This window comes from Hydrogenophaga flava NBRC 102514, assembly GCF_001571145.1.
In the GTDB taxonomy this organism is placed as follows: Bacteria; Pseudomonadota; Gammaproteobacteria; order Burkholderiales; family Burkholderiaceae_C; genus Hydrogenophaga; species Hydrogenophaga flava.
Genome location: NZ_BCTF01000019.1, coordinates 88421 through 113173 on the forward strand (window position 1 = coordinate 88421; position 24753 = coordinate 113173).

The following is a 24753-nucleotide window of genomic DNA, read 5'->3' on the forward strand; positions in this document are numbered from 1 at the left end:
GTGCGGCTTTATTTGGGCCGCACAGCGTCGGCCGTGCCCTGGATGAAGGCCTTGATCTTCTCCACGTCGCTTTCGCTGAGCTTGCCCTGGAAGTTGGGCATGCCGCGGCTGACCAGTGCCCCGGTCAACACCGTGTCCTTCAGGTTTGAGATCACCACCGGCGACGAGTAGCCCAGGTTCGGGATGTTGCCGCCGCGGTCCACCGCCGGCACGCCATGGCAGAAGGCGCAGTTCTGCACATACAGCGCCGTGCCGGCTTGCACGTCCTTCGGGTCGTAGGACACACCCTTGAGCATCTGGCCCAGGCGGTATTCGACAAAGTCGGGCCGCTTGGCCTTGCCGCCGATGGCGAAGGTGTAGACCGTGCCTGGGCCGGCGCGGTCCGAGTGGCGGGCGGCCAGGCCGTACACGCCACCCCAGCCGACGGCAATCGACACGTACTGCTGACCGTCGACTTCATAGGTGGCCGGCGCAGCCACCACACCCGTGCCAGTGGGGGCTTCCCACAGCTTGGTGCCGTTGCGCGCGTCGTAGGCCACGAAGCGCCCGTCTGCCGTGCCCTGGAACACCAGGTTGCCTGCGGTGGTCAGCGTGCCGCCGTTCCAGGGGCCCACATGGTCGACCTTCCAGGCCGGCGCCTGCTTCACCGGATCCCAGGCCACGAGCTGGCCGAAAGGCTTGCTCTTGGGCGGTTCGGCGTTGAGCACCTTGCCCAGGTTCCAGCCCAGGCCGCTGTGCGGCTCGAACACGTTCTGCGCGTTGAACTTCCACTCCTTGTTGTCGAGCATGGTCACCGGCACGCCCTGCACCGGCATGTAGGCCAGGCCGGTCTGCGGGTTGAACGACATCGGATGCCAGTTGCGCGCACCAAAGGCGCTGGGAATGATCTCGGTGGGACGGTCCGCCACGCGCGCGATGTCGGTCTCGATCGGTCGACCGCTCTTGTCGTAGCCCTTGGCCCAGTTGACCTCTGTGAAGTTCTGGGCCGAGATGAACTCGCCGTTGGTGCGGTCGATGACGAAGAAGAAGCCGTTCTTGGGCGCGTGCAGGATGACCTTGCGCTTCTTGCCCTGCAGCGTCAGGTCGGTGAGGATCATCGGCTGGGTGGAGGTGAAGTCCCAGTTGTCGCCCGGGGTCTCCTGGTAATGCCAGACGTACTGGCCGGTGTCGGGGTTGAGCGCGACGATGGACGCCAGATAGAGGTTGTCACCGCCGGCCGGGCTGCGCTTTTTCTGCGCCCAGGGGCTGCCGTTGCCGGTGCCCACGTACATCAGGTTCAGCTCGGGATCGAAGGTCATGGTGTCCCAGGCCGTGCCGCCACCGCCGAACTCCCACCACTTGCCTGCGGGGTCCCAGGTCTTGGCCGCCTTGGCCATGGACTCGTCCTCGAAGGGCTTGGACGGATCGCCTGGCACCGTGAACCAGCGCCAGGCCTGCTGGCCCGACTCGGCGTCGTAGGCCGTGATGTAGCCGCGCACGCCGTACTCGGCGCCGCCATTGCCGATGATCACCTTGCCCTTGAACACGCGCGGTGCCCCGGTGATGGTGTAGCTGAACTTGCGGTCGATGATGGTGTCGACCTCCCAGGACTTCTGGCCGGTGGCGGCGTCGATGGCGATCAGGCGGCCGTCGTACGAGGCCACATAGACCTTGCCTTTCCACACCGCCACCCCGCGGTTGACCACATCGCAGCAGCCCTTGTAGCCCGCGCCCCGGTCCACCTGCGGGTCGTACACCCACAGGCGCTTGCCGGTGCGCACATCGATCGCATGCACCACGCTCCAGCTGGCCGAGACGAACATGACGCCGTCCACCACCACGGGCGTGGCCTCCACCCCGCGGTTGCTCTCCAGGTTGTAGGACCACACCAGGCCCAGGTCCTTGGCGTTTCCAGCGTGGATCTGCTTGAGCTGGGAGAAGCGCGCCTCGCTGTAGTCCAGCCCGTAGCTGGGCCAGTCCTTGGTGGTCCTGGCATTGGCGACGATGGCCGCGCCGTCGACACGCGCAGTGGCCGCACGGATGTGTTCGGGCGAGCCTTTGGCAGGTACCTGGGCGATGGCGGGTGGCGTGAGGCAGAGCACGGCGCCGAGCGCACACACGGCCCTGTGGAACAAGTTCATGGGTTGTCTCCTGTGGGATGAGGCTGCGCCTCTGGTTGTTGTCTGTCCTCTTTCATTGTGGGAATTTGGGCGCCGCCGATCACGTCCGGGTTTTCCCGGTGGGAAAAGTGTTCTGCGGTGGAACACTCACCCACACCGCCGCTTCGGACGCGAGACTTCGCCCCCACCACCACCATGCGCGCCACCCACCGAACCTTGTCCACCCAGGACCTGCCGCCGCAGCCCTTCTTCCAGACGCCCGAGCAGCGCGCGGCGCTGGCGCGCCAGCGCTTCTTCGAGGAGCAGCAGCACCCGGCCGGCCTGGTGAGCGAGGCGGTGATCCGATCCTGGGGCCGCAGCCGCGCGCTGGGCCACGCCAGCCACAAGATGCCCGCGCTGGACCCGGTCAACCGCAGCGCGCTGAGCGCCGCGCTGGCGCGCAACCGGCGCCTGCTGGAGGCGGCGCACGGCGACCTGCAGCAGCTCGAAGCCGCGCTCGCGGGCACCGCCAGCCGCCTCATGCTGACCGACGCGAACGGGGTCATCGTGCACGCCTCGCGCGGCACGGGCGACCCCGAACAGAAAGTGCTGGACGCCGCCACGCGCGTGGGCGTGCACCTGGCAGAGGAGGTGCTGGGCACCACGGCACCGGGCATCGTGGTGCAGACCGGCATGGCCTGCACCGTGCAGGGCTGCGAACACTTCTACGAGCTGTTCGGCCAGGTGCGCTGCGCGGCCGCGCCGATCCACGACGTGCACGGCCGCCTGGTGGGCGTGCTCGACGTGTCCACCGAGTCGCGCGCCTTCGGCTTCGACGCCGCTGCGGTGGTCGGCGTGTACGCGACCTCGATCGAGAACCGCCTGCTGCAGGCGCAGTCCGACGAGCACCTGGTGCTGCACTTCCAGGCCGCGCCGGCGCTGCTGGGCACGCCGATGGAGGGTCTGGCCGGCGTGGACCACGACGGCCGCGTGGTCTGGGTCAACGCCACCGGCCACAGCCTGCTGGGCCGCCCGTCGCGGCAGGATGTGGCGCCGGTGGAAGAGCTGTTCGGCCACGGGCTGGCGCAGCTGATGCCCCTGTGCGGCGCCACCGAGGCCCGGCGCCTGCAGCTGCCCAGCGGCCTAGGCATCTGGCTGCGGGCCACGCTGGGCCTGCGCGATGGCATCGACTTCCGGCACGCGGTGGCCTGGCCGGCCACCATGCCACCCGCGCCCGAACCGTTGCCCGCCGCCGAGCCCGAGGTTCCGACACCCGCCCCGGTGGCCGCCCCCTCGCTGGCCCAGACCCAGCAGCGCCTGATCGAGGACGCACTGCAGGCCAACGGCGGCAATGTCGCGCGCACCGCACGCCAGCTCGGCGTCTCGCGCGGCCTGGTCTACCGGCACCTGCAGAAATAGGCGTCGGCCGGGGCCGCCCGGAACCCCGCTCGGGTTCACGGGCGGATGCCATCGTGCGTGATAAGGTCAAAAGCTCCCCCTCACCGACCCACGCCCGAAGGAACCCCGCACGGATGCCCCATGACGTCAACCTGATCGCCACCATCGCCGCCGCCTTTGGCCTGGCCATGGTGTTCGGACTGCTCGCCGCCCGCCTGAAGCTGCCGCCCCTGGTGGGTTACCTGCTGGCGGGCATCGTGGTCAGCCCGGCCACGCCGGGCTATGTAGCCGACGTGGGCCTGGCCGGGCAGCTGGCCGAGATCGGGGTGATGCTGCTGATGTTCGGGGTGGGTCTGCACTTCTCGCTGTCCGACCTGATGTCGGTCAAGAAGATCGCCGTGCCGGGCGCGGTGGTGCAGATCGCGGTGGCCACCGCGCTGGGCGGCGGTGTGGCCATGCTCTGGGGCTGGGACCTGGGCGCCGCCATCGTGTTCGGCCTGTGCCTGTCGGTGGCCAGCACGGTGGTGCTGTTGCGCGCGCTGGAGGCCAAGGGCCTGCTCAAGTCGGTCAACGGCCAGATCGCGGTCGGCTGGCTGGTGGTGGAAGACCTGGTGATGGTGCTGGTGCTGGTGCTGCTGCCCGCGCTGGCGGGCGTGCTCAAGGCGCACGGCGGCGACGTGGCGGTGGCGCCCGAGGCCGGCGCGATCTGGACCACGGTGGGCATCACCCTGGCCAAGGTCACGGCCTTCGTGGTGCTGATGCTGGTGGTGGGCCGCCGGGTTCTGCCCAAGCTGCTGTGGTGGATCGCACGCACCGGTTCGCAGGAGCTGTTCACGCTGGGCGTGGTCGCCATCGCGGTGGGCGTGGCCTTCGGCGCGGCCAAGCTGTTCGACGTGTCTTTCGCGCTGGGCGCCTTCTTCGCCGGGATGATGATGCGCGAGTCCGAGTTCAGCCACCGCGCGGCCGACGAGTCGCTGCCGCTGCGCGACGCCTTTGCCGTGCTGTTCTTCGTCTCGGTGGGCATGCTGTTCGAACCGTCGGTGATCGTGCAGCAGCCGGTCAAGCTGCTGGCGGTGGTGGCCATCGTCCTGATCGGCAAGACGGTGGCGGCCGTGGCCCTGGTGCTGCTGTTCCGCTACCCGCTGAACACCGCGCTGACGGTGGGCGCGAGCCTGGCGCAGATCGGCGAGTTCTCCTTCATCCTGGCCGGCCTGGGGGTGGCGCTGGAGCTGATGCCGCGCGAGGGCCAGAGCCTGGTGCTGGCGGCCGCGCTGATCTCGATCGCGGCCAACGCGGCGCTGTTCTCGGCGGTGGAGCCGCTGCGGCGCTGGATCCTGTCGCGGTCGGCCTTCGCGCGCCAGCTGGAAATGCGCGACGACCCGCTGGCCGAGCTGCCGACCTCGACCGACCGCAAGCTGCTCAGCGGCCAGGTGGTGCTGGTGGGCTATGGCCGCGTGGGCCGGCGCATTGCCCAGGCGTTGCGCGAACACCATCTGCCGTTCGTGGTGGTGGAGCAGAACCGCGAGACGGTGGACGCGCTGCGGCGCGATGGCATCGCAGCCGTCAGCGGCGACGCCATGACGCCCGAGGTGCTGGTGCAGGGCCACATCGCCGAGGCCGCGATGCTGGTGGTGGCCATCCCCGACGCCGTGGACGTGCGCAAGATGGTGGAGATCGCCCGCACGCTCAACCCCGGCATCGCCGTGGTGCTGCGCACCCACAACGAGGAAGAGGCCGATCTGCTGCGCAAGGAGAGCCTGGGCACGGTGTTCCTGGGCGAGCACGAGCTGGCGCGCGGCATGACCTCGCACATCCTGGACCGGCTGCAGGAGGCTGCGCCCGCACGGGAGGCTGCATGAGCCATCAGCCCCGCTGGCACGCCCTGGAAGGCCCCGAGGTGCTGCGGCGCCTGGGCGTGGACCCGGCCGACGGACTGGACAGCGGCGAGGTGGGCCGGCGGCTCGCGCAGCACGGCCCCAACCGCCTGCCCGAACCGCCCCGGCGGCCGGCCTGGCAACGCTTTGCGCTGCAGTTCCACAACCCGCTGATCTATGTGCTGCTGGTCGCCGGGCTGGCCACGCTGCTGCTGGGCAGCCTGGTGGACGCGGGCGTGATCCTGGGCGTGGTGCTGATCAACGCGCTCATCGGCCACGTTCAGGAAGGCAAGGCGGAACAGGCGCTGGCGGCCGTGCGCAGCATGCTGGCCGCGCGCGCCACGGTGCAGCGCGGGGGCGAGCGCCACCAGATCGACGCCGGGGAACTGGTGCCGGGCGACATCGTCTGGCTCGAACCGGGCGACCGCGTGCCGGCCGACCTGCGCCTGCTGCAGGGCCGCAACCTGCGCACGATCGAATCGGCGCTGACTGGCGAATCGGCCGCGGTGGACAAGGACCCGGGTGCCGCGGCCGAAGGCGCGCCGCTGGGCGACCGCCATGGCATGGCCTTCTCGGGCACGCTGGTGGCCTGCGGCAGCGGCTGCGGCGTGGTGGTGGCCACCGGCGGCGCCACCGAGATCGGCCACATCGGCCAGCTGGTCAGCGAGGTGCAGACCCTGGCCACGCCGCTGACGCGCCGGCTCGACCGCTTCGCGCGCCAGATCACCGCCTTCATCCTCGGCGTGTCGGTGCTGACCATGGCCTGGGGCCACTTCGTGGCCGGCATGGCGCTGTTCGACCTGTTCCTGGCGGTGGTGGGGCTGGCGGTGGCGGCCATCCCCGAGGGCATGCCGGCGGTGGTGACCATCGTGCTGGCCATCGGCACCCGGGTGATGGCGCGCAAGAAGGCCATCGTGCGGCGGCTGCCGGCGGTGGAGTCGCTGGGCTCGGTCACCGTCATCTGCAGCGACAAGACCGGCACCCTCACCCGCAACGAGATGACCGCGGTGCGCGTGGTGCTGCCGTCGCACGAGGTCGTCGTCAGCGGCACCGGCTACGCGCCCGAAGGCGGCTTCCACCTTTCGGACGGATCGGTGCTGCACCCCGGCGACGACCCTGCTCTGATGGCCCTGCTGCACTGCGCGCTTCTGTGCAACGACGCGCGCATTCACCGCGAAGAAGACAAAGGGTGGGTCCTCACGGGCGATCCGACCGAGGGTGCGCTGACCACCCTCGCGCACAAGGCCGACCTGGACGCCACCACCGAAGCCCAGGCCTACCCGCGGCTGGACGCGATCCCCTTCGAGTCCGAGCGGCAGATCATGGTCACGCTGCACCACGACCACGCCGGCCACCACGAGCTGCTGCTCAAGGGCGCGCCCGAACGGGTGCTGGCGCTGTGCACGGGCGAGGCGGGCGGCCGCCCGCTGGACCGCGCGCACTGGACCGCGGCGGTGGAGCGCGCCGGCGGCGCGGGCGAGCGCGTGCTGGCGCTGGCCCGCTGCGACTGGCCCGCCGGGCGCACCGAGGTGGACCTGGCCGACCTCACCCCGCGCTTCGAGATGCTCGGGCTGGTGGGCATCATCGACCCACCGCGCGACGAGGCCGTGGCCGCCGTGGCCGAGTGCCAGCGGGCGGGCATCCGCGTGAAGATGATCACCGGCGACCACGCGGTGACGGCCGCGGCCATCGGCCGCCAGCTGGGCCTGCAGGCCGACCGGGCACTGACCGGCGACGCCATCGCCGCGCTTGACGACGCGGCACTGCGCCGCGCCGCACAGGACACCGACGTGTTCGCGCGCGCCAGCCCCGAGCACAAGCTGCGGCTGATCGCCGCACTGCAGGCCGAAGGCCACCAGGTGGCCATGACCGGCGACGGCGTGAACGACGCGCCCGCGCTCAAGGCCGCCGATGTGGGCGTGGCCATGGGCGGCAAGGGCACGGACGCGGCGCGCGAGGCCTCCGACCTGGTGCTGACCGACGACAACTTCGCCACCATCGCGCGCGCCGTGCGCGAGGGCCGCGTGGTCTACGACAACATCAAGAAGTCGCTGATGCACATGCTGCCCACCAACGGCGGCGAGGCCGGCGTGATCCTGCTGGCCATCTTCGCCGGCCTGCCGCTGCCGGTGACGGCCGGGCAGATCCTGTGGGTCAACACAGTGACCTCGGTGACGCTGGCGCTGTCGCTGGCCTTCGAGCCGGCCGAGCCGGGCGTGATGCACCACCCGCCACGCCCGCCGCAGGAATCCATCATCACCCGCGCACTCGGCGGGCGCATCCTGTTCGTCATCGCGCTCATGGTGGCGGCCACCTTCTGGGTGTTCCACTGGGAGCTCGCACGCGGCACCGCGCTGGAGACCGCGCGCACCGCAGCGGTCAACACCATCGTGATGTGCGAGCTGTTCTACCTGTTCAACGTGCGCCACTTCACCCGCCACGCCTGGCGGGCCGAGACGCTGACCGGCAACCCCGTCGCGCTGGGCGTGGCGGCCCTGCTGGTGGGGCTGCAGCTGCTGTTCACCTATGCGCCGCCGCTGCAGCGCCTGTTCCACACCACGCCGCTGCACGCCAGCTCCTGGGCCATGATCCTGGCCATGGGGGCGGGCGTGTTCGTGCTGGTGGAGGCCGAGAAGGCGCTGCTGCGCCGCCGCGGTGTGCGCCGCATCTGAGGCTCCCGCAGGCGCAAGCGCGCCACCAACACAGTTCGACACAAGCCCCGCGCGGGCTTGCCGTAAGCTCGCCGCCATGCGTCTGGCCCTGCACACCCTGAGTCTCTCCGCCGCCCTGCTGCTGGCCGCCTGCGGCAGCACACCGCCGGCCCGCCCGCCCGCGTCCTCGCTGCCGCCGCTGTCGGCCGAACACAGCAGCGACATCGCCATCCACGCCATGGGTCTCGTGGGCACGCCCTACCGCTGGGGCGGCAACACGCCCGAGAGCGGCTTCGACTGCAGCGGCCTGATCGGCTACGTCTACCGGCACCGCGCCGGCGTGGCGCCGCCGCGCACCGTGGCCCAGCTCTCAGGCTTCGGCCAGGCGGTGGACGCCGACGAGTTGCGCACCGGCGATCTGGTGATTTTCGGCCGCGACCCGGCCTGGCACGCCGGCATCTACGTCGGCGAAGGCCGCTTCGTGCACGCGCCGTCTACCGGCGGCACGGTGCGGCTGGACCGGCTGGACAACCGCTACTGGGCGCGCCAGATGGTGCGTTACCGCAGGCCCTGACACGGCTTTTGCGAACAAGCCGGCGACAATCGGAACCATGCCCCACGTTCACGCCACCCCGCCGCTGTCCACCCACGACACCACCCGCATCGACGACCTGCGCATCGGCGCGGTGCGGCCGCTGATCACGCCCGCGCTGCTGCAAGAGTGGCTGCCCACGCCGCCGGCCGCCCAGGCCCTGGTGGAGAGCAGCCGCGCCGCGCTCTCGCGCGTGCTGCACGGGCAGGACGACCGGCTGATCGTGGTGGTCGGGCCGTGCTCGATCCACGACCACGGCCAGGCCATGGACTATGCGCGGCGCCTGAAGGAACAGGCCGATGCGCTGGCCGAGGACCTGCTGATCGTGATGCGCGTGTACTTCGAGAAGCCGCGCACCACGGTGGGCTGGAAGGGCTACATCAACGACCCGCACCTGGACGGCAGCTTCGCCATCAACGAAGGCCTGGAGCTGGCGCGCCAGCTGCTGCTGGACGTGCTCGCGGTCGGCCTGCCGGTGGGCACCGAGTTCCTGGACCTGCTCTCTCCACAGTTCATCAGCGACCTGGTCAGCTGGGGCGCCATCGGGGCGCGCACCACCGAGAGCCAGAGCCACCGCCAGCTGGCCTCGGGCCTGTCCTGCCCGGTGGGGTTCAAGAACGGTACCGACGGCAGCGTCAAGGTCGCCAGCGACGCGATCCAGGCCGCGCAGGCGCCGCACGCCTTCATGGGCATGACCAAGATGGGCCAGTCCGCCATCTTCGAGACCCGCGGCAACGCCGACTGCCACGTCATCCTGCGCGGCGGCAAGGCGCCCAACTACAGCGCCGAAGACGTCAACACCGCCTGCACCCTGCTCAAGGCCGCCGGCCAGCGCGAGCAGGTGATGATCGACGTCTCGCACGCCAACAGCAGCAAGCAGCACCGCCGGCAGATCGACGTGGCGGCCGAAGTGGCCGGCCAGATCGCCACGGGCGATGCGCGCATCACCGGCATCATGATCGAGAGCCACCTGTTCGAAGGCCGGCAGGACATCGTGCCCGGCCAGCCGCTGCTGCCGGGCGTGAGCGTGACGGACGCCTGCATCAGCTTCGAGCAGACCGTGCCGGTGCTGCAGGGGCTGGCGGCCGCCGTGCGCCAGCGCCGCGCCCGCTGACGCGCGACATGCGCCTGCCCTGGCAGACCACCGCGCCCGCGCTGAACCTGGCACTGCAGGGCGGTGGGGCGCACGGGGCCTTCACCTGGGGCGTGCTCGACGCGCTGCTGGAAGACGGACAGGTCGCCTTCGACGGCGTCAGCGGCACCAGCGCGGGGGCCATGAACGCTGTGGTGCTGGCCCAGGGCCTGATGGACGGTGGCCGCGAGGGCGCGCGTGCCGCGCTGCGGCGCTTCTGGACCGCCGTGGCCGGCAGCCTGCCGTTCGACGTGGCGGTGCCGCGGGCCGACGGCTCGGGCTACCAGCTGGCGCCGGCCATGCGCCTGATGCTGCAGTGGACCCACCACTTCACACCCGAGCAGCTCAACCCCTTCGACCTCAACCCGCTGCGCGACGTGCTGCGCCAGCAGCTGGACATCGAAGGTCTGCGCCAGCGCTCGCCGGTGCGGCTGTTCATCGCCACCACCGAGGCCAACACCGGCCGGCTGCGGCTGTTCCGCAACGCCGATCTGTCGCTGGACGCGGTGCTGGCCTCGGCCTGCCTGCCGCGCCTGCACCGCAGCGTGCTGATCGACGGCCAGCCCCACTGGGACGGCGGCTATTCGGCCAACCCCGCGGTCTACCCGCTGCTGCTGGAGACCCCCACGCGCGACACGCTGCTGGTGATGCTCACGCCGCTGCGCTACGCCGCCACGCCGCAGTCGGCGCAGGACATCGAACACCGCATGCAGGAACTGGCGTTCAACGCCACCTTCCTGCGCGAGATGCGCATGTTCGCGCACCTGCGCGAGCGCATCGCCCACATCGGCTGGTGGCGCCGCGGGCCGCTGGAGCGGCGGCTGGCGCAATCGCGCTTTCACGCCATCGAGCCCGGCCCGGTGCTGGGGGAGCTGGGCACCGACACCAAGGCCGCCGCCAGCCAGCGTTTTTTCGAGATGCTGTTCGAGGCGGGTCGGGGGCAGGGCCGGCAGTGGCTGGACGAGCACCGGGCGGCCGTCGGCCGCCACGGCACTGTCGAACTTGCGGGGCTCTTCGGTTGACCTCGGGCCGGCACTGGCCAGAATAGGGGGCCGGATCGCCCCGACGGGCCATCCCCCACCCGGAGAAACACCCATGAGCTCTCTCTTGCAGGGCCGCACCGCCCTGGTCACCGGCGGCGCCCGAGGCCTGGGCGCCGGCATGGCGCAGGCCCTGGCCGCGGCCGGCGCGGCCGTGATGATCGGCGACATCCTTGAAGACACGGGCCGAGAGACGGCCCGGTCCATCGTGGCCACGGGCGGGCGGGCGGCCTTTGTGCAGCTGGACGTGACCGACGAGGCCGGCTGGCTCGCCGCGATCTATGCCGTGCACACCACCTTCGGCGGCTTCGACATCCTGATCAACAACGCCGGGGTTGAGGAGACCGCGCTGGTGTCGAAGATCGACGCCGACGCGCTGCGGCGCATGCTGGACGTGAACATCGTCGGCACGGCCCTGGGACTCAAGCACGCGTTCCGCGCCATGCGCCCGGGTGGCGTGGCCGGGAAGGGCGGGGCCGTGGTCAACGTGGCCTCGGTCGCGGCCACCATCGCGTTCCCGGCGATCGCCGGCTACTCGGCCACCAAGTCGGCGGTGGACCGGCTCACGCGGGTGGCCGCCATGGAAGCCGGCCAGCTGGGCTACGGCGTGCGGGTGAACTGCATCTACCCGGGTCTGGTACCGACCGACATGGGCATGAAGCTGGCGGCCGACGTGGTGACGGCCGGGCTGTTCCCGACGCCGGAGGCCGCGGTCGGCGCCATCGTGGCGCAGACGCCGCTGGGGCGCCTGGGCACGGTGGCCGACATGGCCGATGCGGTGGTGTTCCTGTGTTCCGACGCGGCGCGTTTCATCACCGGCGCGGGCCTGCCGGTGGACGGTGGCATGGGCATGTGAGCCCCGCCGCGCCGCTGAGGGCCGTTCAGCGCGGCTTGCGCGGCGCCATCGGGCCGCGGCCCTCGATGTGGCGAAAGTTGATGCGGCCCTTGGTCAGGTCGTAGGGCGAGAGTTCGAGCGAGACCCGGTCACCCGCCAGGATGCGGATGTGGTTCTTCTTCATCTTGCCGGCGGAGTAGGCGATCAGCTGGTGACCGTTGTCCAGCGTGACGCGAAAACGGGTGTCGGGCAGCACCTCGTTGACGATGCCCATCATGTCGATCAGTTCTTCCTTGGCCATGGTGTGGTTCTCCTGGAGTCGTGGGATTCGGATCAGTTGGTACGGATCGCGGGGCGCGCGGTCTCGCGCACCCAGTCGATGCCCTGGGCCATGGCGTATCTTGCCGCGGCTTCGTGGGTAGCGAAATCTTCGGTAAAGCGCATCACGCGGTCGGTGCTGGCGCTGCCGGTGCCGCTGGCGATGGACACGAAGGCGGCAAAGCGCCCGTCCGCCAGGGCCCGCGGGCGGGCGCTGATGCGGTAACGCCCCAGGGTCATGGGGGCGGAGGTACAAGGGGTCCGCACCACAGGCGCGGACGCGGGAAACGTCTGGATCATCAAGAACTTCTATGGGCAGGACCTGCGGCTGAGCCGCCGGCCCGACAAGGCCCGACATACACGGTGGCAGCCCCAGGGTGCCGGGGTGCCCAACTGCGCCAACCCGAAGCACCGCACCGCATCAGCGGCATCGGGGCTTTCTGGTACCAGCCCTCGGCAGAGGCATGGGGAGAGCAGCGGGGAAAAAGTGCCTCGCCGGGGGACCGCGTTGGGTGCGGTGAGGGCTTGGCTCGCGTTGGAGGGGCTGGACAGACCGACCCTCTGCCGGGGTGGTGGGCCGCGCCATGGGCGCTGCAACCGGGTCTGTCGCCCAAGGCGAAGCCGCTAATGTACCACGATGTGGAAAAAATTGCCAAGTGACGCCGGTTCAGCGGCCACAACGCAGGCGGAACTGTTCGTCGCGCGCCTTCTTGCGGTCGCGCCGGACCGAGTCCTGCTCGCGCGGCGGCAGCGGCTGGCGCGCGTAGTCGTCCAGCACGGCCACCAGCTCGTCCAGGCGCCTGCAATCGTTCGCCTTCTTCTGGGCGGCATTCATGGGAGCGACAGGACCGACACCGGTCGGCCGCGGCGCAACCCCCTTGGTGGGCCTGGCCAGGGCTTCCCGGTTGCGGGCGAACAGGATCTGCTCGGCCAGCGACAGGTTCGCCGGCACCGTGTGCATGGCGACGATCTCGGCACCGCGGTGCTGGCAATGCACCACCGACCAGAACTGGCCCGCACCGCGACAGCGGAAAAGCGTGGTGCCACCCGCACCGTCGACACTCAGCGCGGTCGTCGTGTCAACCGGGTGGCCGCGCATGCCGGTCGGGCAGGGGCCGTCGGTGTAGGTCACCTGGCTGGCGTTTTCACAGCGGTGCACCGCGGACGAGAGCTCGGCGGGTGGTGGTGGCTCGGCAACGGGCGCCGGGCCTGCGGCGGCGGTGGCCGTGGGTTCCGGCGCCACAGAGGATGCGGGGACGGCAGCGGGTGTAGACGCCGTCGCCGGCTCCGCAACAGCCACCGGAGCGCGAGACCAGGGCCAGTTGACCAGCGCATACAACCCCAACACCACGACCGCGGCCAGCAGCCCGATGGACAGGCCGCTCATGCCGTCGCGCTCGGGTGGCCGGAACACGGTGTCGGCCACCCGGTGCGGCACCAGCGGCACGGGCCGGGAGGGCGGGATGCCGGGCGTGGTGTCCGGCCCGTTGTCGGGTTCGGGGTTCATATCCGGTGTTGCCAAGGCGGGCTCCTGCGTCGGGTCACTGTTCCACCACGGTCTTGACCACCTGCCCCACCGGCGGGTCGCTGCGGCCCCAGGTGCCGTTGAGCAGCTGCAGCCGTTTTTCGGTCAGGGGCGACTGGCGGGCCAGTTCGGCAAAACCGCCGCGCGGCAGCGGCACGGTCTGCACCACCCAGGGCCGGGCAGCCTGCTGGTCGGCCGCGGTCATGGCGCGAAAGGACTTCTCGGCCGCCACCAGGCCGGGCATGGCGCGGTTGCGCGCGGCGGCATCGGCCGCAAGGTAGAGCATCACGAAGCTGTTGTTCTTCGGGCCGGTGACCACGGTGGCCTCGATCGCCTGGGGTTGTCCGTTCTGCGCCTTGCGGGCGCCGACGAAATGGGTTGAGGCAAAGCCGTTGATCTGGCCACGGGTCACCTTGCCCTCGCTGGGCTGCAGGGCGTTGCGAATGATCTCGTCGTGCGTGCCGCCGGCCCGGGGCGGCATGGCGACCATGCGCAGCGCGGCGTCGCCCTGCGGCGCGACGAAGGTCAGCGCCTCGGGCTCGTTCTGGATGCGCCAGCCGGCCGGCGCCGTCATCGCCAGGCCCAGCCCGGCGTGGTAGAAGTTCTGGCCGCGCGTCAGCCCCTGTTCGGGACTCTCTCCGAAGCGCATGCCCCGGACCACCTGCAGGAAGCGCTGCGCACCGTCGGAGGCGTAGCTGCCCTGGTACTTCGCGGCGTTCTGGCTGATCTGCTGCAGGCGCTGGTCGTTGCTGGGATGGGAAGACAGCCAGTTGGCGCCCTCGGGTGCGGGGCGGCCTTCGGCGCGCGCCTCTTCGACGGCGAAGGCCTCCTGCAGCTTGAGCACCCGTATCACGTCGATCATGTTGCGCGGGTCGTAGTTGCTGCGCGCCAGGTACTCGGCGCCCAGGCTGTCGGCCTGCAGCTCCTGCTCGCGGCTGTACTTCGCCACGTAGCCGGCCGCCACACCCTGCGCCATCTGGCCGAACATCTCGGTGCCACCCGTGACACCGACCTTGCTCTCCAGCACCGCACCCAGCACCGTCGCGGCCAGCACACCCAGGCCGGCGGTCTGCTGGCGCGTGGCGCGCTGCGCGCCATGGCGGGCGGTGACGTGGCCGATCTCGTGGCCGATCACGCCGGCCATGTCGGCCTCGCTCTCCATATAAGCCAGGATGCCGCGCGTGATGTAGACGTAGCCGCCGGGCAGCGCAAAGGCGTTGATCTCCGGGCTGTCGAGCACGGTGAAGGTCCAGGGGATGTTGGCGCGGTGCGACTGCTTGGCCAGCTTCTGGCCGACCTCGTTCACATAGGCCTGCAGGCGCTCGTCCTTGTAGACGCCGTATTCCTTGAGCACCTCGTCGTGGGCCTTCTTGCCCTCGGCCAGCTCGGTGCGCTCGTCCATGACCGTGCGCTCGGACTGGCCGGTGACGGGGTTGACCACGGTGGTGCCGCAGCCGGCCAGCAAGGTCGCTGCCAGCAGCAGGGCGCTGGCGAGAAGTCTCGGCATTCTGGGCTCCTGTCAGCGGCCTTCACCGCGATGGGAGCCATGATAGTCAGCTCAGCGGTGCGAGGGCGTGCAGCTGCGCCAGAAAAACCGCTGGCACGTCGGCCGGCTTGCGCGTGGCTGGATCGATGAAGACGATGCCGATCTTGCCCCGCGCGACCTCGCGGCCGGTGTCCACGCAGTCCATGCAGTAGGCCAGGTCGAAGCCGCAGCGGCTGAAGTCCTGCGGCCGCATTCGCACCCGCATGGTCTCGCCATGAAAACCCTCGGACTTGTACTGCGCCACCAGGTCGCCCACCACGATGGGACAGCCCGCCACGTCGGACTCGCGGTAGCCGAGGGACTTGAAGAAACGCACCCGCGCCTCGGACACCAGGGTCAGCAGCTGGGCGTTGTCCAGGTGCCCGCCCTGGTTGACGTGGCTGATGTAGATCTGGATCTGCGTCGAGAAGACGAAGTGCCCGGGCAGCTCGACCTGGATGCGGCTCAAGGCGTCACCTGCCTGCGATCACTTGCGGTCCGGCAGCTCGATCTTGACTTCCAGCACATCCAGGTTGTCCTGGCGGTCCAGCTGGACCTTGATGTCTTCCTGGTTGATCTTGATGTACTTGCTGATCACGGCCACCAGCTCGCGCTGCAGGGCCGGCAGGTAGTCGGGCTCGGCGGCATTTCGGCCGCTGCGTTCGTGCGCCAGGATGATCTGCAACCGTTCCTTGGCGACGCTGGCGGTCTTCTTTTTCTCGCCCAGGAAGAAGGACAGGAACGACATGCTCATTTGCTCCCGAACAGGCGCTTGAAGAAGCCGGGCTTCTCGGCATCGACAAACCGCAGCGGCTTGTCCGCACCCAGGAAGCGGTCGATCACATCGCTGTAGGCCTCGGCCACGTCGGTGCCCTTGAGGTGGATCGCGGGTGTGCCCTGGTTGGACGCGGTAAGCACGTTCTCGCTCTCGGGAATCACGCCGATCAGCTTGATGCGCAGGATGTCCTGGATGTCTTCGAGCGAGAGCATCTGCCCGTCGGCCACGCGATTGGGGTTGTAGCGCGTGATCAGCAGGTGTTCCTTGATGGCTTCCTTGCCTTCGATCGCGCGTTTGGTCTTGCTGCCCAGCATGCCCAGGATGCGGTCGGAGTCGCGCACGCTGGAGACTTCGGGGTTGGTCACCACCAGTGCCTCGTCGGCGAAATGCATGGCCATCAGCGCACCGGTCTCGATGCCGGCCGGCGAGTCGCAGACGATGTAGTCGAAGCCCATGCCCGCCAGGTCGTTCAGCACCTTTTCGACGCCGTCCTGCGTCAGTGCGTCCTTGTCGCGGGTCTGGCTGGCGGCCAGCACGAACAGGTTCTCGCAGGTCTTGTCCTTGATCAGGGCCTGGTTGAGGTTGGCCTCGCCGTGGATCACGTTGATCAGGTCGTAGACCACGCGGCGCTCGCAGCCCATGATCAGGTCCAGGTTGCGCAGGCCGACGTCGAAGTCGATGACAGCAGTCTTGTGGCCGCGCAGCGCGAGGCCGGAGGCGAAGCTGGCGCTGGTCGTGGTTTTGCCCACGCCGCCTTTGCCGGAAGTGACGACAACGATCTTGGTCATGAGACAGGTTCCTTCAGGGTCAGGGATTCAGGGATTCAATGACGAGCTTGTCGCCCTCGGGGCCGGGCACCAGGCGCACCTGCCCGGGTTTGCCCAGCACTTCGGCCGGCAGCGGGTTGTCGCTGGTGCGGTAGATGCCGGCGATAGAGATCAGCTCGGGGTCCATGGACATCGCGAAGATGCGGGCCTCGGCGTTGCCGCGCGCGCCGGCAATCGCCTTGCCGCGCAGCGGCGCATAGACGTGGATGTGACCGTCGGCGATGACCTCGGCACCGGGGTTGACCATGGCCAGGACGACCAGGTCGCGGCCCCGCGCATAGACCTGCTGGCCCGAGCGCAGTGGTTTGTCGATGACCAGGGCGCTGGGCGGCGCGGTGGGGACGGGGGCCGACACCGGGGCCGGCGCGGTGGGGGCCGCCTGCTGGACGGGCGCCTCGGGCGTGCGCGCGGCGGCGCTGCGCTGCACGGTGGCATCCTGGGCCGGCATCAGTCCGGCCAGCTCGGCAGCCGCCGTCTGGGCTTCGTTGCCACCGCGAACGGCCACCGGCTCCAGCCGGAACCGTCGCAACAACGAGACCAGCGCGGGGAAATCGACCGGGCTGTCGGCCTGCTCGCCCACCTGCAGCGGCGACAGGTCGACCAGCAGCGGGTCGTGATCAAAAAAATCGGGAATATCGCCGTAGCGCTGGGTCATTTCCTCGGCCAGCTGGCCAAGGTCGGCGGTCTTGAGCAGCAAGGCCACCAGCGGCAACTGGGCGCTCTTGATTTCGAAACTGGTCGGGGCGCTGGCGCTGAGGACGGTGGACATGAATCCGGCGGGGAACAGGTGGCCGGAAGGGGTCCGGCCAAGTCGGCGGGCAGTTTACCAGCCGACCACCGGCGGACCGGCGGTGCTGCGTGTCCACATGTGTCAGGCACACTGCGCGCCATGGACATGCGCGATACCCCCCACGGTTCCTCTGGCTGGCGCCCCGGGCTCTGGTGGCGCATGACCCGGCCGGCCTTTCTGCTGCTGACCGTGGTCGCCTGCGCGCTGGGTACGGCGACGGCCTCGGCCTGCGGCTGCGGGCTGGACCTGCCGCTGGCCATGGGCACCACGGTGCTGGCGGTGATGGCGCACGCCGCCGGCAACGTGCTCAACGACCTGCACGACGCCCGCAGTGGCGCCGACGCGGGCAACACCGGCGGCATTTTTCCCTTCACCGGCGGCTCGCGCCTGATCCAGAACGGTGAGACCAGCGAACGCGAGACCGCCGATCTGGCCAAGGCCCTGGTGCTGCTGCTGGTGCCCGGCGGTCTGCTGCTGGCGGTGAAGGCGGGCGGCGGCGTGATCGGGCTGGGGCTGGCCGGCCTGCTGCTGGTCTGGGCCTATTCGGCACCGCCGCTGAAGCTGATGTCGCGCGGCCTGGGCGAGCTCACCGTGGCGCTGGCCTGGTTCCTGGTGGTGGTGGGTGCCGACTTTGTCCAGCGGCGCCAGTTGTTCGTGATCCCGGCCAGTGTAGCCCTGAATTTCTCGGCCATGGTGGCGGCCTTGCTGCTGATCAATGGAGTGCCGGACGCCGCGGCCGATGCCCGGGTCGGCAAGCGCACGCTGGCGGTTCGGCTGGGGCCCACCGGCGCCTGGGCGCTCTACACCGCACTCACCCTGGGTGCCCACGCCTGGCTGGCGCTGTCGGTGTGGCTGCTGATCCCACCGGTGCCTGCGCTGGGCGGTCTGGTCTCGCTGCCGCTGTCGCTGTTCGCCTCGGGGTGGCTGTGGGCCCACTGCCACCGCGGTGCCGCCCTGCGCCCGGCCCTGGTCGCCACGGTGGCGGCCACCTTGCTGCACGGCCTGGGCATGGCGGCCGGTTTTGCCTGGCTGGGCTGGCACCACTGAGCGGTTTTCAACAACTCTGTTGATAACTTTTTAAGAACATCATGGTTATCCACAATCGAAGAGGCTGTCGCCAAGTTGTTCCTTTTTCAGCTGAACAGCGTCAGAACTTTTCGAACAGTGTTTTCAAGCCATCAGAGGTTTGATTTCAAAGGGAAAAACAGACTTGTCCACACCGGAAGCCGCCCTCTACTACTACAACGAATTAGAGATATTGGAATAGTTAAACAAGATAGGGACAAAAAAAGCGCCTCCGGAGGGGGCTCCGGGGCGCTTTTCGACGGGTGTTCAGCCGCGCTGGCGGCCGTTCAGAGGGTGTGGGTGACCAGCTTGAAGTCCGGGTCTTCCGCGAACGGCTTGATCTGGAAGCCCAGGCCCTTCATGAGCTTGAGCATGCCGGGGTTGTTGGCCAGCACCAGGCCCTCGATTTCGGCCAGCCCCTTGTCCCGGGCCTCTTCCATGATGCTGAGCATCAGGCGCGAACCCAGGCCCTTGCCGTTGAAGTCGTCGGCCACCACCAGCGAGAACTCGCAGCTCGATTTGTCCGGGTTGGTGATGTAGCGCGAAACCCCAACGACGCGCTCGGTCTCGACCATCTCGCCGTCCTCACCGGCCTTGCGTTCGCGGTGGATGGCCACCAGGGCCATTTCGCGGTCGTAGTCGATCAGGGTCAGGCGCGAGAGCATGGACGGCGGCAGCTCGGTCATGCTGGAGACGAAGCGGTAGTAGCGGCTCTCGGGTGAGAGGTTCTGCACCAGGTCCTGCAGCATCTGGGCGTCGTCCGGGTGGATCGGGCGGATGGTGTACTCGCCGCCGCCGCGCAGCGGCCAGACCTGCTCGTAGCGCGCCGGGTAGGGCAGGATGGCCAGGTGGGCGTAGTTGCGCGCCGTGGCGGGCGCGCTCTCGATCACGATGCGGGCGTCCACCGCCACCGCGCCGTCCTCGTCCACGATGATGGGGTTGATGTCCATCTCGCGCAGCTGGGGCAGCTCGCAGACCATCTCGGAGACGCGCAGCAGCACGTGTTCCAGCTCGTCCATGTCGACCGCCGACGCGCCGCGCCACTCGCCCAGCGTGTCGGCCACGCGCGAGCGCTCGATCAGGCGGCGCGCCAGGAACTGGTTGAGCGGCGGCAACTCCATGGCCTGGTCGCCGATCAGCTCGATCATGGTGCCGCCAGCGCCGAAGGCGATCACCGGGCCGAAGGGATCGTCGGTCTTGAGGCCGATGTAGAGCTCGCGGCCGCGCTTGCTGCGTGCCATTTTCTGGATCGTCACGCCGTTGATGCGGGCGCCGGGCTGCAGCTTGGCCACGGCCTGGATCATGGTGTTGTAGACGTCGCGCACCGCGGTCGCGTTCATCACGTTGAGCGCCACGCCGTTGACGTCGCTCTTGTGGCTGATGTCGGGCGAGTCGATCTTCAGCGCCACCGGGTAGCCCAGCTGGGTCGCGATCATCATGGCCTCGTTGGGCGAGCGCGCCAGGATGGTCTGGGTGACCGGGATGTGGAAGGCCGAGAGCAGGGCCTTGGATTCCATCTCGGTGAGCACCTTGCGGCGTTCGGTCAGCACGTTCTCGATGATCAGGCGCGCGCCCTCGATGTCGGGGTTGGCCAGGGTCGAGAGTGGCGGCGGGGTCTGCTGCAGCAGCTGCTGGTTCTGGTAGAAGCTGGCGATGTTGCCGAAGGCGCCGACGGCGGCCTCGGGCGTGCGGAAGCTCGGGATGGCGGCCTTGCCCAGCACCTCGCGCGCCTCGCCGACGGACGCATCGCCCATCCAGCAGCACAGCAGGGGCTTGCTCATGCGCGCCTTGGCTTCGGCCATCACGCGCGCCACGTCGGTGGCATCGACGCCGGCCTTGGGCGAGTGCACCACCAGCACGCCGTCGACCGAGCGGTCCTGGCCGGCGGCGTGGATGGCGGCCAGGTAGTGTTCGGCGCCAGCTTCCTCCGACAGGTCGACCAGGTCGCTCAGCGACGCCAGGGGGGGCAGCTTGGGCCGCAGCTCGGCCATGGTTTCGGGCGAGAGCTTGCCCAGCTGCAGCGCGATCTCGCTGACCCAGTCGGCCGCCAGCACACCAGGGCCACCGCCGTTGGTGATGATGGCCAGCCGCTTGCCCACGGGGCGGTAGCGCGAGGCCAGGCATTTGGCAGCCGAGAACAGCTCGACGAAGGAGCGCACCCGCACCGCACCGGCGCGGCGCAGGGCGGCGTCGAACACGTCGTCGCTGCCGACGATGGCGCCGCTGTGGGTCTGGGCGGCCTCGTTGCCGGCGGTCTTGCGGCCGGCCTTGAGGACGACCACCGGCTTGGCGTTGGCGGCGGCGCGCAGCGCGCTCATGAAGCGGCGAGCGTTGGAGATGCCTTCAAGATAGGCGACGATGCTGTGTGTTTGTGCGTCCGATGCCAGGAAATCGAGCACCTGGGCGATGTCGACCGAGGTCTTGGGGCCGAGCGAGACTACGTTCGAGAAGCCGACGCCGTTCTGCGTGGCCCAGTCCAGGATGGACGAGGTCAGTGCGCCCGACTGCGACACCAGGGCCAGCGGCCCGACGGCCGCCAGCGGGCCGGCAACGCTGGCGTTCAGGCCGCTGCGCGGGCGCTGGAAGCCCAGGCTGTTGGGTCCGAGCAGATGCATGCCATGGCGCCGTGCCACCTGGTGCATCTCGCTTGCGATCTCGGCATTCGCACCGCTGCCCACCACCAGGGCGGCCTTGCACTTGATGCGGCCGGCCACTTCGAGTGCCGCCAGGGCCTCGGCCGGCGGCAGCGCGATGATGGCCAGGTCGGCCCGGGTCTGCGCCAGATCGGCCAGGGTGCCGCTGGTGTGGATGTCCAGGAAGACCAGGGTGCCCGAGAAGCGCTGGCCGGTCAGCGCCGCGCAGAGCGTGCGCGCGTGGGCGATCTGGCTGTCCGGGTCTTCGTGGTTGCCGGCGAAGACGGCGATGGACTCGGGCTGGAAGAGGGGGGTGAGGTAGTGTTTGTCCATATGCGGTTCAGTCTGCGCCGATCAGCACACGCACGTGTGCCGCTACGCTGCGGGCCAGGGGGCTGAGCACGTAGCCACCTTCGAGGCAGGAGATGACACGGCCGTTGCAGTGTTTGTCGGCGACTTTCATCAGTTGCTGTGTCACCCAGGCGTAGTCGGCCTCGACCAGGCCGAGGTTGCCCATGTCGTCCTCGCGGTGGGCATCGAAGCCGGCGGAGACGTAGACCAGCTGGGGGCGGAAGGCCTCGAGCGCGGGAAGCCAGTGCTCCATGACCGCGGCGCGAAAGGCGTCGCTGCCTGAGCGGCTGGGCAGGCCGACGTTGACCATGTTGGGGCCGGTGGCGTTTTCGCCGTTGAAGGGGTAGAGCCCCTTCTCGAAGATCGAGCACATCAGCACCCGTTCGTCGCCGCGGAAGATGTCCTCGCTGCCGTTGCCGTGGTGCACGTCGAAGTCGATCAGCGCGATGCGTTCAAGCCCGTGCACGTCCAGCGCATGGCGGATGCCGACGGCCACGTTGTTGAAGAAGCAGAAGCCCATGGCGGCCGAGCGTTCGGCGTGGTGGCCGGGGGGGCGGATCGAGCAGAACGCGGTGGGCGCTTCGCCGGCCAGCACCAGGTCGGTGGCCTGCACGGCGGCACCGGCGGCGCGCAGCGCGGCCTGCAGGGTGTGGGGGCACATGTTGGTGTCGGGGTCGACCGCGCGCAGGCCTTCGGTGGGCGCGGCATCGAAGATTTCCTTCACATAGAGCGATGCGTGGGCGCGGCCGAGCTGCTCTTCGGTGGCCAGCGGGGCGTCGTAGGGGACCATGTAGTCCAGCAGTCCCTTGACCAGCAGGTGGTCGTTGATGGCACCCAGGCGCTCGGGGCACTCGGGGTGGTGAGCGCCCATGTCGTGGCGGGCGCAGTCGGCGTGGCTGATGAAGGCGGACAGCATGGTTCGGGTCTCCTCGGGGCGGCGAATGCCTGCCGGGCGACTGCGCGCCCGTGCAGATTGACTTCTGTCAATCTAGACCCGAAGCCTGACGGCTGCCTTGACGCAACGCAACAAGGCCCTGTGGGGTGCGGGGAGGTCAGCCCAGCCCGGTGAGGCTGGCGGCCACGGCGCGTTTGAAGGGTGTGAAGCGCTCGCCCAGTTCGACCATGCCGCGGCGCAGCCAGCGCGCGGGCACGTGTTCGCGCGTGTAGAGCGTGGCGACGGCGTGTGTGGCCATGTAGAGGCCGCGCGCTGCGCGCTGGTGGACCAGCTGGTAGCGCTCCAGCAGCTGCGGCGAGGCGATGTCCTGGCCGCTGCGGTGGGCCTGGATCAGCGCCTTCGACAGGGTGTCGATGCTGCGCAGGCCGAGGTTGAAGCCGTGCGCCGTCACCGGGTGCATGCCAACGGCGGCGTCGCCCACAACGGCGAAGCGCTGGGCCACGAAGCGCCGCGCCCACACCCCCACCAGCGGGTAGGCGTGGCGTGTGCTGACCAGGCGCATGTCGCCCAGCTGGCTGCCGAAACGGCGCGTCATTTCGAGACCGAAAGCGGCCTCGTCCAGACCCAGCAGCGGCTGGATGGCCTGGTGCGGCAGGGTCAGCACCACCGACGAGCGCGGACGGCCGCTGGTCGGGTCGGGGTTCATCGGCAGCAGGGCCAGGGTCTGGCCGTGGTCGAACCACTCCCAGGCGGTTTCTTCGTGCGGCCGCTCGTGGGTCATGTTGCAGACCAGCATGGTGCGGCCGTAGTCGTGCATGTCGGCGGCGATGCCCATGGCGCGGCGGGTGCTGGAGTGGCGGCTGTCGGCGGCCACGACCAGGCGGGCCGACAGGGTCTCGCCACTGCCCAGGGTGAGGCGGGCCGACTGGGCGTCGGTCTGGATGCTGGTGACCTGCTGGCCGCAGCGCAGTTCGGGCGGATTGCCCGGGCCGTCGCCCATCGCGGCCTCGAAGGCGGCGCGGCGGATGTGGTGGTTGGCGACCAGGAAGCCCAGCTCGGACTTCGGGCTGAGGTCGTGGCCGATGCGCATGCGCGATTGCGTGGTGCCCACGCCGCCATCGAGCACCAGGGCGTCCTTCAGCGGCGCGATGTTCGCCTCGCCCAGCAGCGACCACAGCCCGAGCTGGCGCAGCAGCGCCGCGCTGTGCTGGGTCAGGGCGATCTCGCGGCCGTCGAAGGCGGGGTGCTGCAGCGATTCGAGAGGGCTCTGTTCGATCAGGGTGGTGCGCAGGCCGCTGCCGCGCAGTGCGCGGGCCAGGCTCAGGCCGGCGGGCCCGGCGCCCACGATGAGGAGGTCGTGTTCCATGGCGCGGCAGCTTACGTGTGCGCCCCGGCCACCGGATTGACTCAGGTCAACGGCCAGCCTTTGACCAGGGGCAGAGAAGCGCCAACTCAGCAGGCATCGCAGCTGGTCAGTGCCTGCGCGATGCGCTCGCGCGTCTTTTCGGTCAGATGGTCCAGAAAGACCTGGGTGCGCTGGGGCAGGAACTTGCGGCTGGGCAGGGCCGCGTAGAGCGTGAAGCGGCCGGTGATCCAGGGTGCGAGCACGCGCACCAGCGAACCGTTGGCCAGGTAGGGCGCGGCCAGCTCCACCGTGCTGCCGGTGATGCCGGCGCCATCGAGCGCAGCGCGCATCAGCGTGTCGGTGTGGTTGGCCCAGAGCACCGGGCGCACGTCCAGCAGCACCTCGTCGTCGCGGTCGCCGCGGAACAGACGCAGCATCCGGCTGCGCATGCCCATGTCCGGCTTGATGCGCAGGCAGTCGTGCTGCAGCAGGTCTTGTGGCGTGGCGGGGGTGCCCCGGCGCGCCAGGTATTCGGGCGACGCAACCAGGAAGGCTTCGGTCGCGTTCACCTTGCGGGCAATGATGTTGGCGTCGTAGCCCTCGTCGGTGCCCATGAGCGTAATGTCGAAGGCCTCGATGGGTGGTTCGCGGTGGCTGGCCACCTCGATGTCCAGCTGGATCTGCGGGTAGCGCTGGTGGAAGCTGGCGACGACCGGGGCCAGCACGTGCGTGGCCAGCACCGGTGGCGCCAGCACCCGCAGCGTGCCCGAGAGTTCCTGGGTGTGCGAGCTGACCAGGGAGTGCGCATCGTCCAGGTCCTGCAGGATGTGGCGCACCCGCTCCAGATAGGCTTCGCCCGCGTCGGTGAGCGACTGCCGGCGCGTGGTGCGCTGCAGCAGCCGGGTGCCCAGGTGCTCCTCCAGGTCGGCCACCAGCCGTGTCACCACGGCGGGCGACATGTCCAGGGCCCGGGCGGCCGCGGCGAAACCGCCTTCGTCCGCCACACGAAGAAACACACGCATTGAGGTCAGTCGGTCCATGGGTCGATGGTGAAGGGTTTCAAACGGTTGATTGTTGCTGATTTAGAAACAGACTAGAGAT

21 protein-coding genes are annotated in these 24753 nt (G+C 69.6%); 8 read left to right on the forward strand and 13 right to left on the reverse strand.

The features are described 5' to 3' along the window. Positions 1-8: 8 nt before the first annotated feature. On the reverse strand, positions 9-2120 hold the full coding sequence (locus HFL01S_RS16910; RefSeq protein WP_066260743.1) for a PQQ-dependent dehydrogenase, methanol/ethanol family: 2112 nt from the start codon (positions 2118-2120) through the stop codon (positions 9-11). 174 nt (positions 2121-2294) lie between these two features. Here HFL01S_RS16910 and HFL01S_RS16915 point away from each other — a divergent pair, with 174 nt between their 5' ends. The 7 genes from HFL01S_RS16915 (at position 2295) to HFL01S_RS16945 (ending at position 11621) form a co-directional block, all read left to right on the forward strand. Beyond that, positions 2295-3497, forward strand: a complete 1203-nt coding sequence (locus tag HFL01S_RS16915) for a helix-turn-helix domain-containing protein (protein WP_066260745.1) — start codon at positions 2295-2297, stop codon at positions 3495-3497. Between the two features lie 113 nt (positions 3498-3610). After that, complete coding sequence (locus HFL01S_RS16920; protein WP_066260747.1) at positions 3611-5335, forward strand: cation:proton antiporter domain-containing protein; 1725 nt, start codon at positions 3611-3613, stop codon at positions 5333-5335. Beyond that, positions 5332-8022, forward strand: coding sequence for a cation-translocating P-type ATPase (locus HFL01S_RS16925; protein ID WP_066260748.1), 2691 nt, complete (start codon positions 5332-5334; stop codon positions 8020-8022). The genes HFL01S_RS16920 and HFL01S_RS16925 overlap by 4 nt, the downstream gene beginning before the upstream one ends. Positions 8023-8098: 76 nt before the next feature. Continuing rightward, positions 8099-8575 carry a C40 family peptidase gene (locus HFL01S_RS16930; protein ID WP_066260749.1) on the forward strand — a complete coding sequence of 159 codons (477 nt, stop codon included), beginning with the start codon at positions 8099-8101 and terminating at the stop codon, positions 8573-8575. Between the two features lie 37 nt (positions 8576-8612). Beyond that, the gene (locus tag HFL01S_RS16935; protein WP_066260753.1) at positions 8613-9707 is read left to right on the forward strand and encodes a 3-deoxy-7-phosphoheptulonate synthase; all 1095 of its coding nucleotides are present in this window, start codon (positions 8613-8615) and stop codon (positions 9705-9707) included. An 8-nt stretch (positions 9708-9715) separates the two neighbouring features. Continuing rightward, positions 9716-10747: a patatin-like phospholipase family protein gene (locus HFL01S_RS16940; RefSeq protein WP_066260754.1), complete on the forward strand. Its 1032-nt coding sequence runs from the start codon at positions 9716-9718 to the stop codon at positions 10745-10747. Between the two features lie 73 nt (positions 10748-10820). Then, positions 10821-11621, forward strand: coding sequence for an SDR family NAD(P)-dependent oxidoreductase (locus tag HFL01S_RS16945; protein ID WP_066260755.1), 801 nt, complete (start codon positions 10821-10823; stop codon positions 11619-11621). Positions 11622-11646: 25 nt separating this feature from the next. Here the strand turns inward: HFL01S_RS16945 and infA are convergent, their stop codons facing one another. The 8 genes from infA to minC all read right to left on the reverse strand — a co-directional run bounded on the left by infA (position 11647) and on the right by minC (position 17342). Further along, positions 11647-11901 carry a translation initiation factor IF-1 gene (gene infA, locus HFL01S_RS16950; protein ID WP_066260756.1) on the reverse strand — a complete coding sequence of 85 codons (255 nt, stop codon included), beginning with the start codon at positions 11899-11901 and terminating at the stop codon, positions 11647-11649. 32 nt (positions 11902-11933) lie between these two features. Then, positions 11934-12218 (reverse strand): hypothetical protein, encoded by a 285-nt coding sequence (locus tag HFL01S_RS16955; RefSeq protein WP_245644841.1) that lies wholly within the window; start codon positions 12216-12218, stop codon positions 11934-11936. 367 nt (positions 12219-12585) lie between these two features. Continuing rightward, on the reverse strand, positions 12586-13440 hold the full coding sequence (locus HFL01S_RS16960; RefSeq protein ID WP_157538917.1) for a hypothetical protein: 855 nt from the start codon (positions 13438-13440) through the stop codon (positions 12586-12588). A 19-nt stretch (positions 13441-13459) separates the two neighbouring features. Further along, the gene (locus HFL01S_RS16965) at positions 13460-14950 is read right to left on the reverse strand and encodes a M48 family metalloprotease (RefSeq protein ID WP_066260758.1); all 1491 of its coding nucleotides are present in this window, start codon (positions 14948-14950) and stop codon (positions 13460-13462) included. A gap of 46 nt (positions 14951-14996) precedes the next feature. Next, entirely contained in the window at positions 14997-15437 is a 441-nt protein-coding gene (locus HFL01S_RS16970) for an acyl-CoA thioesterase (protein WP_066260760.1), read from the reverse strand. Between the two features lie 18 nt (positions 15438-15455). Next, entirely contained in the window at positions 15456-15716 is a 261-nt protein-coding gene (minE, locus tag HFL01S_RS16975) for a cell division topological specificity factor MinE (RefSeq protein ID WP_066260762.1), read from the reverse strand. A gap of 2 nt (positions 15717-15718) precedes the next feature. Continuing rightward, complete coding sequence (gene minD, locus HFL01S_RS16980; RefSeq protein WP_066260763.1) at positions 15719-16534, reverse strand: septum site-determining protein MinD; 816 nt, start codon at positions 16532-16534, stop codon at positions 15719-15721. 19 nt (positions 16535-16553) lie between these two features. Further along, a complete protein-coding gene (minC, locus tag HFL01S_RS16985; RefSeq protein WP_066260764.1) occupies positions 16554-17342 on the reverse strand; it encodes a septum site-determining protein MinC in 789 nt (262 codons plus the stop codon). Positions 17343-17462: 120 nt separating this feature from the next. Between minC and HFL01S_RS16990 the strand changes: the two genes are divergently transcribed. Beyond that, positions 17463-18410, forward strand: a complete 948-nt coding sequence (locus HFL01S_RS16990; protein WP_066260765.1) for a prenyltransferase — start codon at positions 17463-17465, stop codon at positions 18408-18410. 305 nt (positions 18411-18715) lie between these two features. On the opposite strand, the gene HFL01S_RS16995 is transcribed toward HFL01S_RS16990, so the two are convergent. The 4 genes from HFL01S_RS16995 to HFL01S_RS17010 form a co-directional block, all read right to left on the reverse strand. After that, a complete protein-coding gene (locus tag HFL01S_RS16995; RefSeq protein WP_066260767.1) occupies positions 18716-21394 on the reverse strand; it encodes a bifunctional acetate--CoA ligase family protein/GNAT family N-acetyltransferase in 2679 nt (892 codons plus the stop codon). A 7-nt stretch (positions 21395-21401) separates the two neighbouring features. After that, a complete protein-coding gene (locus tag HFL01S_RS17000; protein ID WP_066260768.1) occupies positions 21402-22328 on the reverse strand; it encodes a histone deacetylase family protein in 927 nt (308 codons plus the stop codon). Positions 22329-22464: 136 nt separating this feature from the next. Continuing rightward, positions 22465-23673, reverse strand: a complete 1209-nt coding sequence (ubiM, locus tag HFL01S_RS17005) for a 5-demethoxyubiquinol-8 5-hydroxylase UbiM (RefSeq protein WP_066260770.1) — start codon at positions 23671-23673, stop codon at positions 22465-22467. A gap of 86 nt (positions 23674-23759) precedes the next feature. After that, entirely contained in the window at positions 23760-24692 is a 933-nt protein-coding gene (locus tag HFL01S_RS17010; protein WP_066260772.1) for a LysR family transcriptional regulator, read from the reverse strand. Positions 24693-24753 lie beyond the last annotated feature (61 nt).

What these genes read in the sequence shown, in the direction of transcription:
- minC (WP_066260764.1), bottom strand. Translation starts at nt 17,342, where the DNA reads ATGTCCACCGTCCTCAGCGCCAGCGCCCCGACCAGTTTCGAAATCAAG.
- HFL01S_RS16965 (WP_066260758.1), bottom strand. Translation starts at nt 14,950, where the DNA reads ATGCCGAGACTTCTCGCCAGCGCCCTGCTGCTGGCAGCGACCTTGCTG.
- HFL01S_RS16945 (WP_066260755.1), top strand. Translation starts at nt 10,821, where the DNA reads ATGAGCTCTCTCTTGCAGGGCCGCACCGCCCTGGTCACCGGCGGCGCC.
- HFL01S_RS16990 (WP_066260765.1), top strand. Translation starts at nt 17,463, where the DNA reads ATGGACATGCGCGATACCCCCCACGGTTCCTCTGGCTGGCGCCCCGGG.
- HFL01S_RS16920 (WP_066260747.1), top strand. Translation starts at nt 3,611, where the DNA reads ATGCCCCATGACGTCAACCTGATCGCCACCATCGCCGCCGCCTTTGGC.
- HFL01S_RS17000 (WP_066260768.1), bottom strand. Translation starts at nt 22,328, where the DNA reads ATGCTGTCCGCCTTCATCAGCCACGCCGACTGCGCCCGCCACGACATG.
- HFL01S_RS16955 (WP_245644841.1), bottom strand. Translation starts at nt 12,218, where the DNA reads ATGATCCAGACGTTTCCCGCGTCCGCGCCTGTGGTGCGGACCCCTTGT.
- HFL01S_RS16910 (WP_066260743.1), bottom strand. Translation starts at nt 2,120, where the DNA reads ATGAACTTGTTCCACAGGGCCGTGTGTGCGCTCGGCGCCGTGCTCTGC.
- minD (WP_066260763.1), bottom strand. Translation starts at nt 16,534, where the DNA reads ATGACCAAGATCGTTGTCGTCACTTCCGGCAAAGGCGGCGTGGGCAAA.
- HFL01S_RS16925 (WP_066260748.1), top strand. Translation starts at nt 5,332, where the DNA reads ATGAGCCATCAGCCCCGCTGGCACGCCCTGGAAGGCCCCGAGGTGCTG.
- HFL01S_RS16915 (WP_066260745.1), top strand. Translation starts at nt 2,295, where the DNA reads ATGCGCGCCACCCACCGAACCTTGTCCACCCAGGACCTGCCGCCGCAG.
- HFL01S_RS17010 (WP_066260772.1), bottom strand. Translation starts at nt 24,692, where the DNA reads ATGGACCGACTGACCTCAATGCGTGTGTTTCTTCGTGTGGCGGACGAA.
- HFL01S_RS16935 (WP_066260753.1), top strand. Translation starts at nt 8,613, where the DNA reads ATGCCCCACGTTCACGCCACCCCGCCGCTGTCCACCCACGACACCACC.
- HFL01S_RS16930 (WP_066260749.1), top strand. Translation starts at nt 8,099, where the DNA reads ATGCGTCTGGCCCTGCACACCCTGAGTCTCTCCGCCGCCCTGCTGCTG.
- minE (WP_066260762.1), bottom strand. Translation starts at nt 15,716, where the DNA reads ATGTCGTTCCTGTCCTTCTTCCTGGGCGAGAAAAAGAAGACCGCCAGC.
- ubiM (WP_066260770.1), bottom strand. Translation starts at nt 23,673, where the DNA reads ATGGAACACGACCTCCTCATCGTGGGCGCCGGGCCCGCCGGCCTGAGC.
- HFL01S_RS16940 (WP_066260754.1), top strand. Translation starts at nt 9,716, where the DNA reads ATGCGCCTGCCCTGGCAGACCACCGCGCCCGCGCTGAACCTGGCACTG.
- HFL01S_RS16995 (WP_066260767.1), bottom strand. Translation starts at nt 21,394, where the DNA reads ATGGACAAACACTACCTCACCCCCCTCTTCCAGCCCGAGTCCATCGCC.
- infA (WP_066260756.1), bottom strand. Translation starts at nt 11,901, where the DNA reads ATGGCCAAGGAAGAACTGATCGACATGATGGGCATCGTCAACGAGGTG.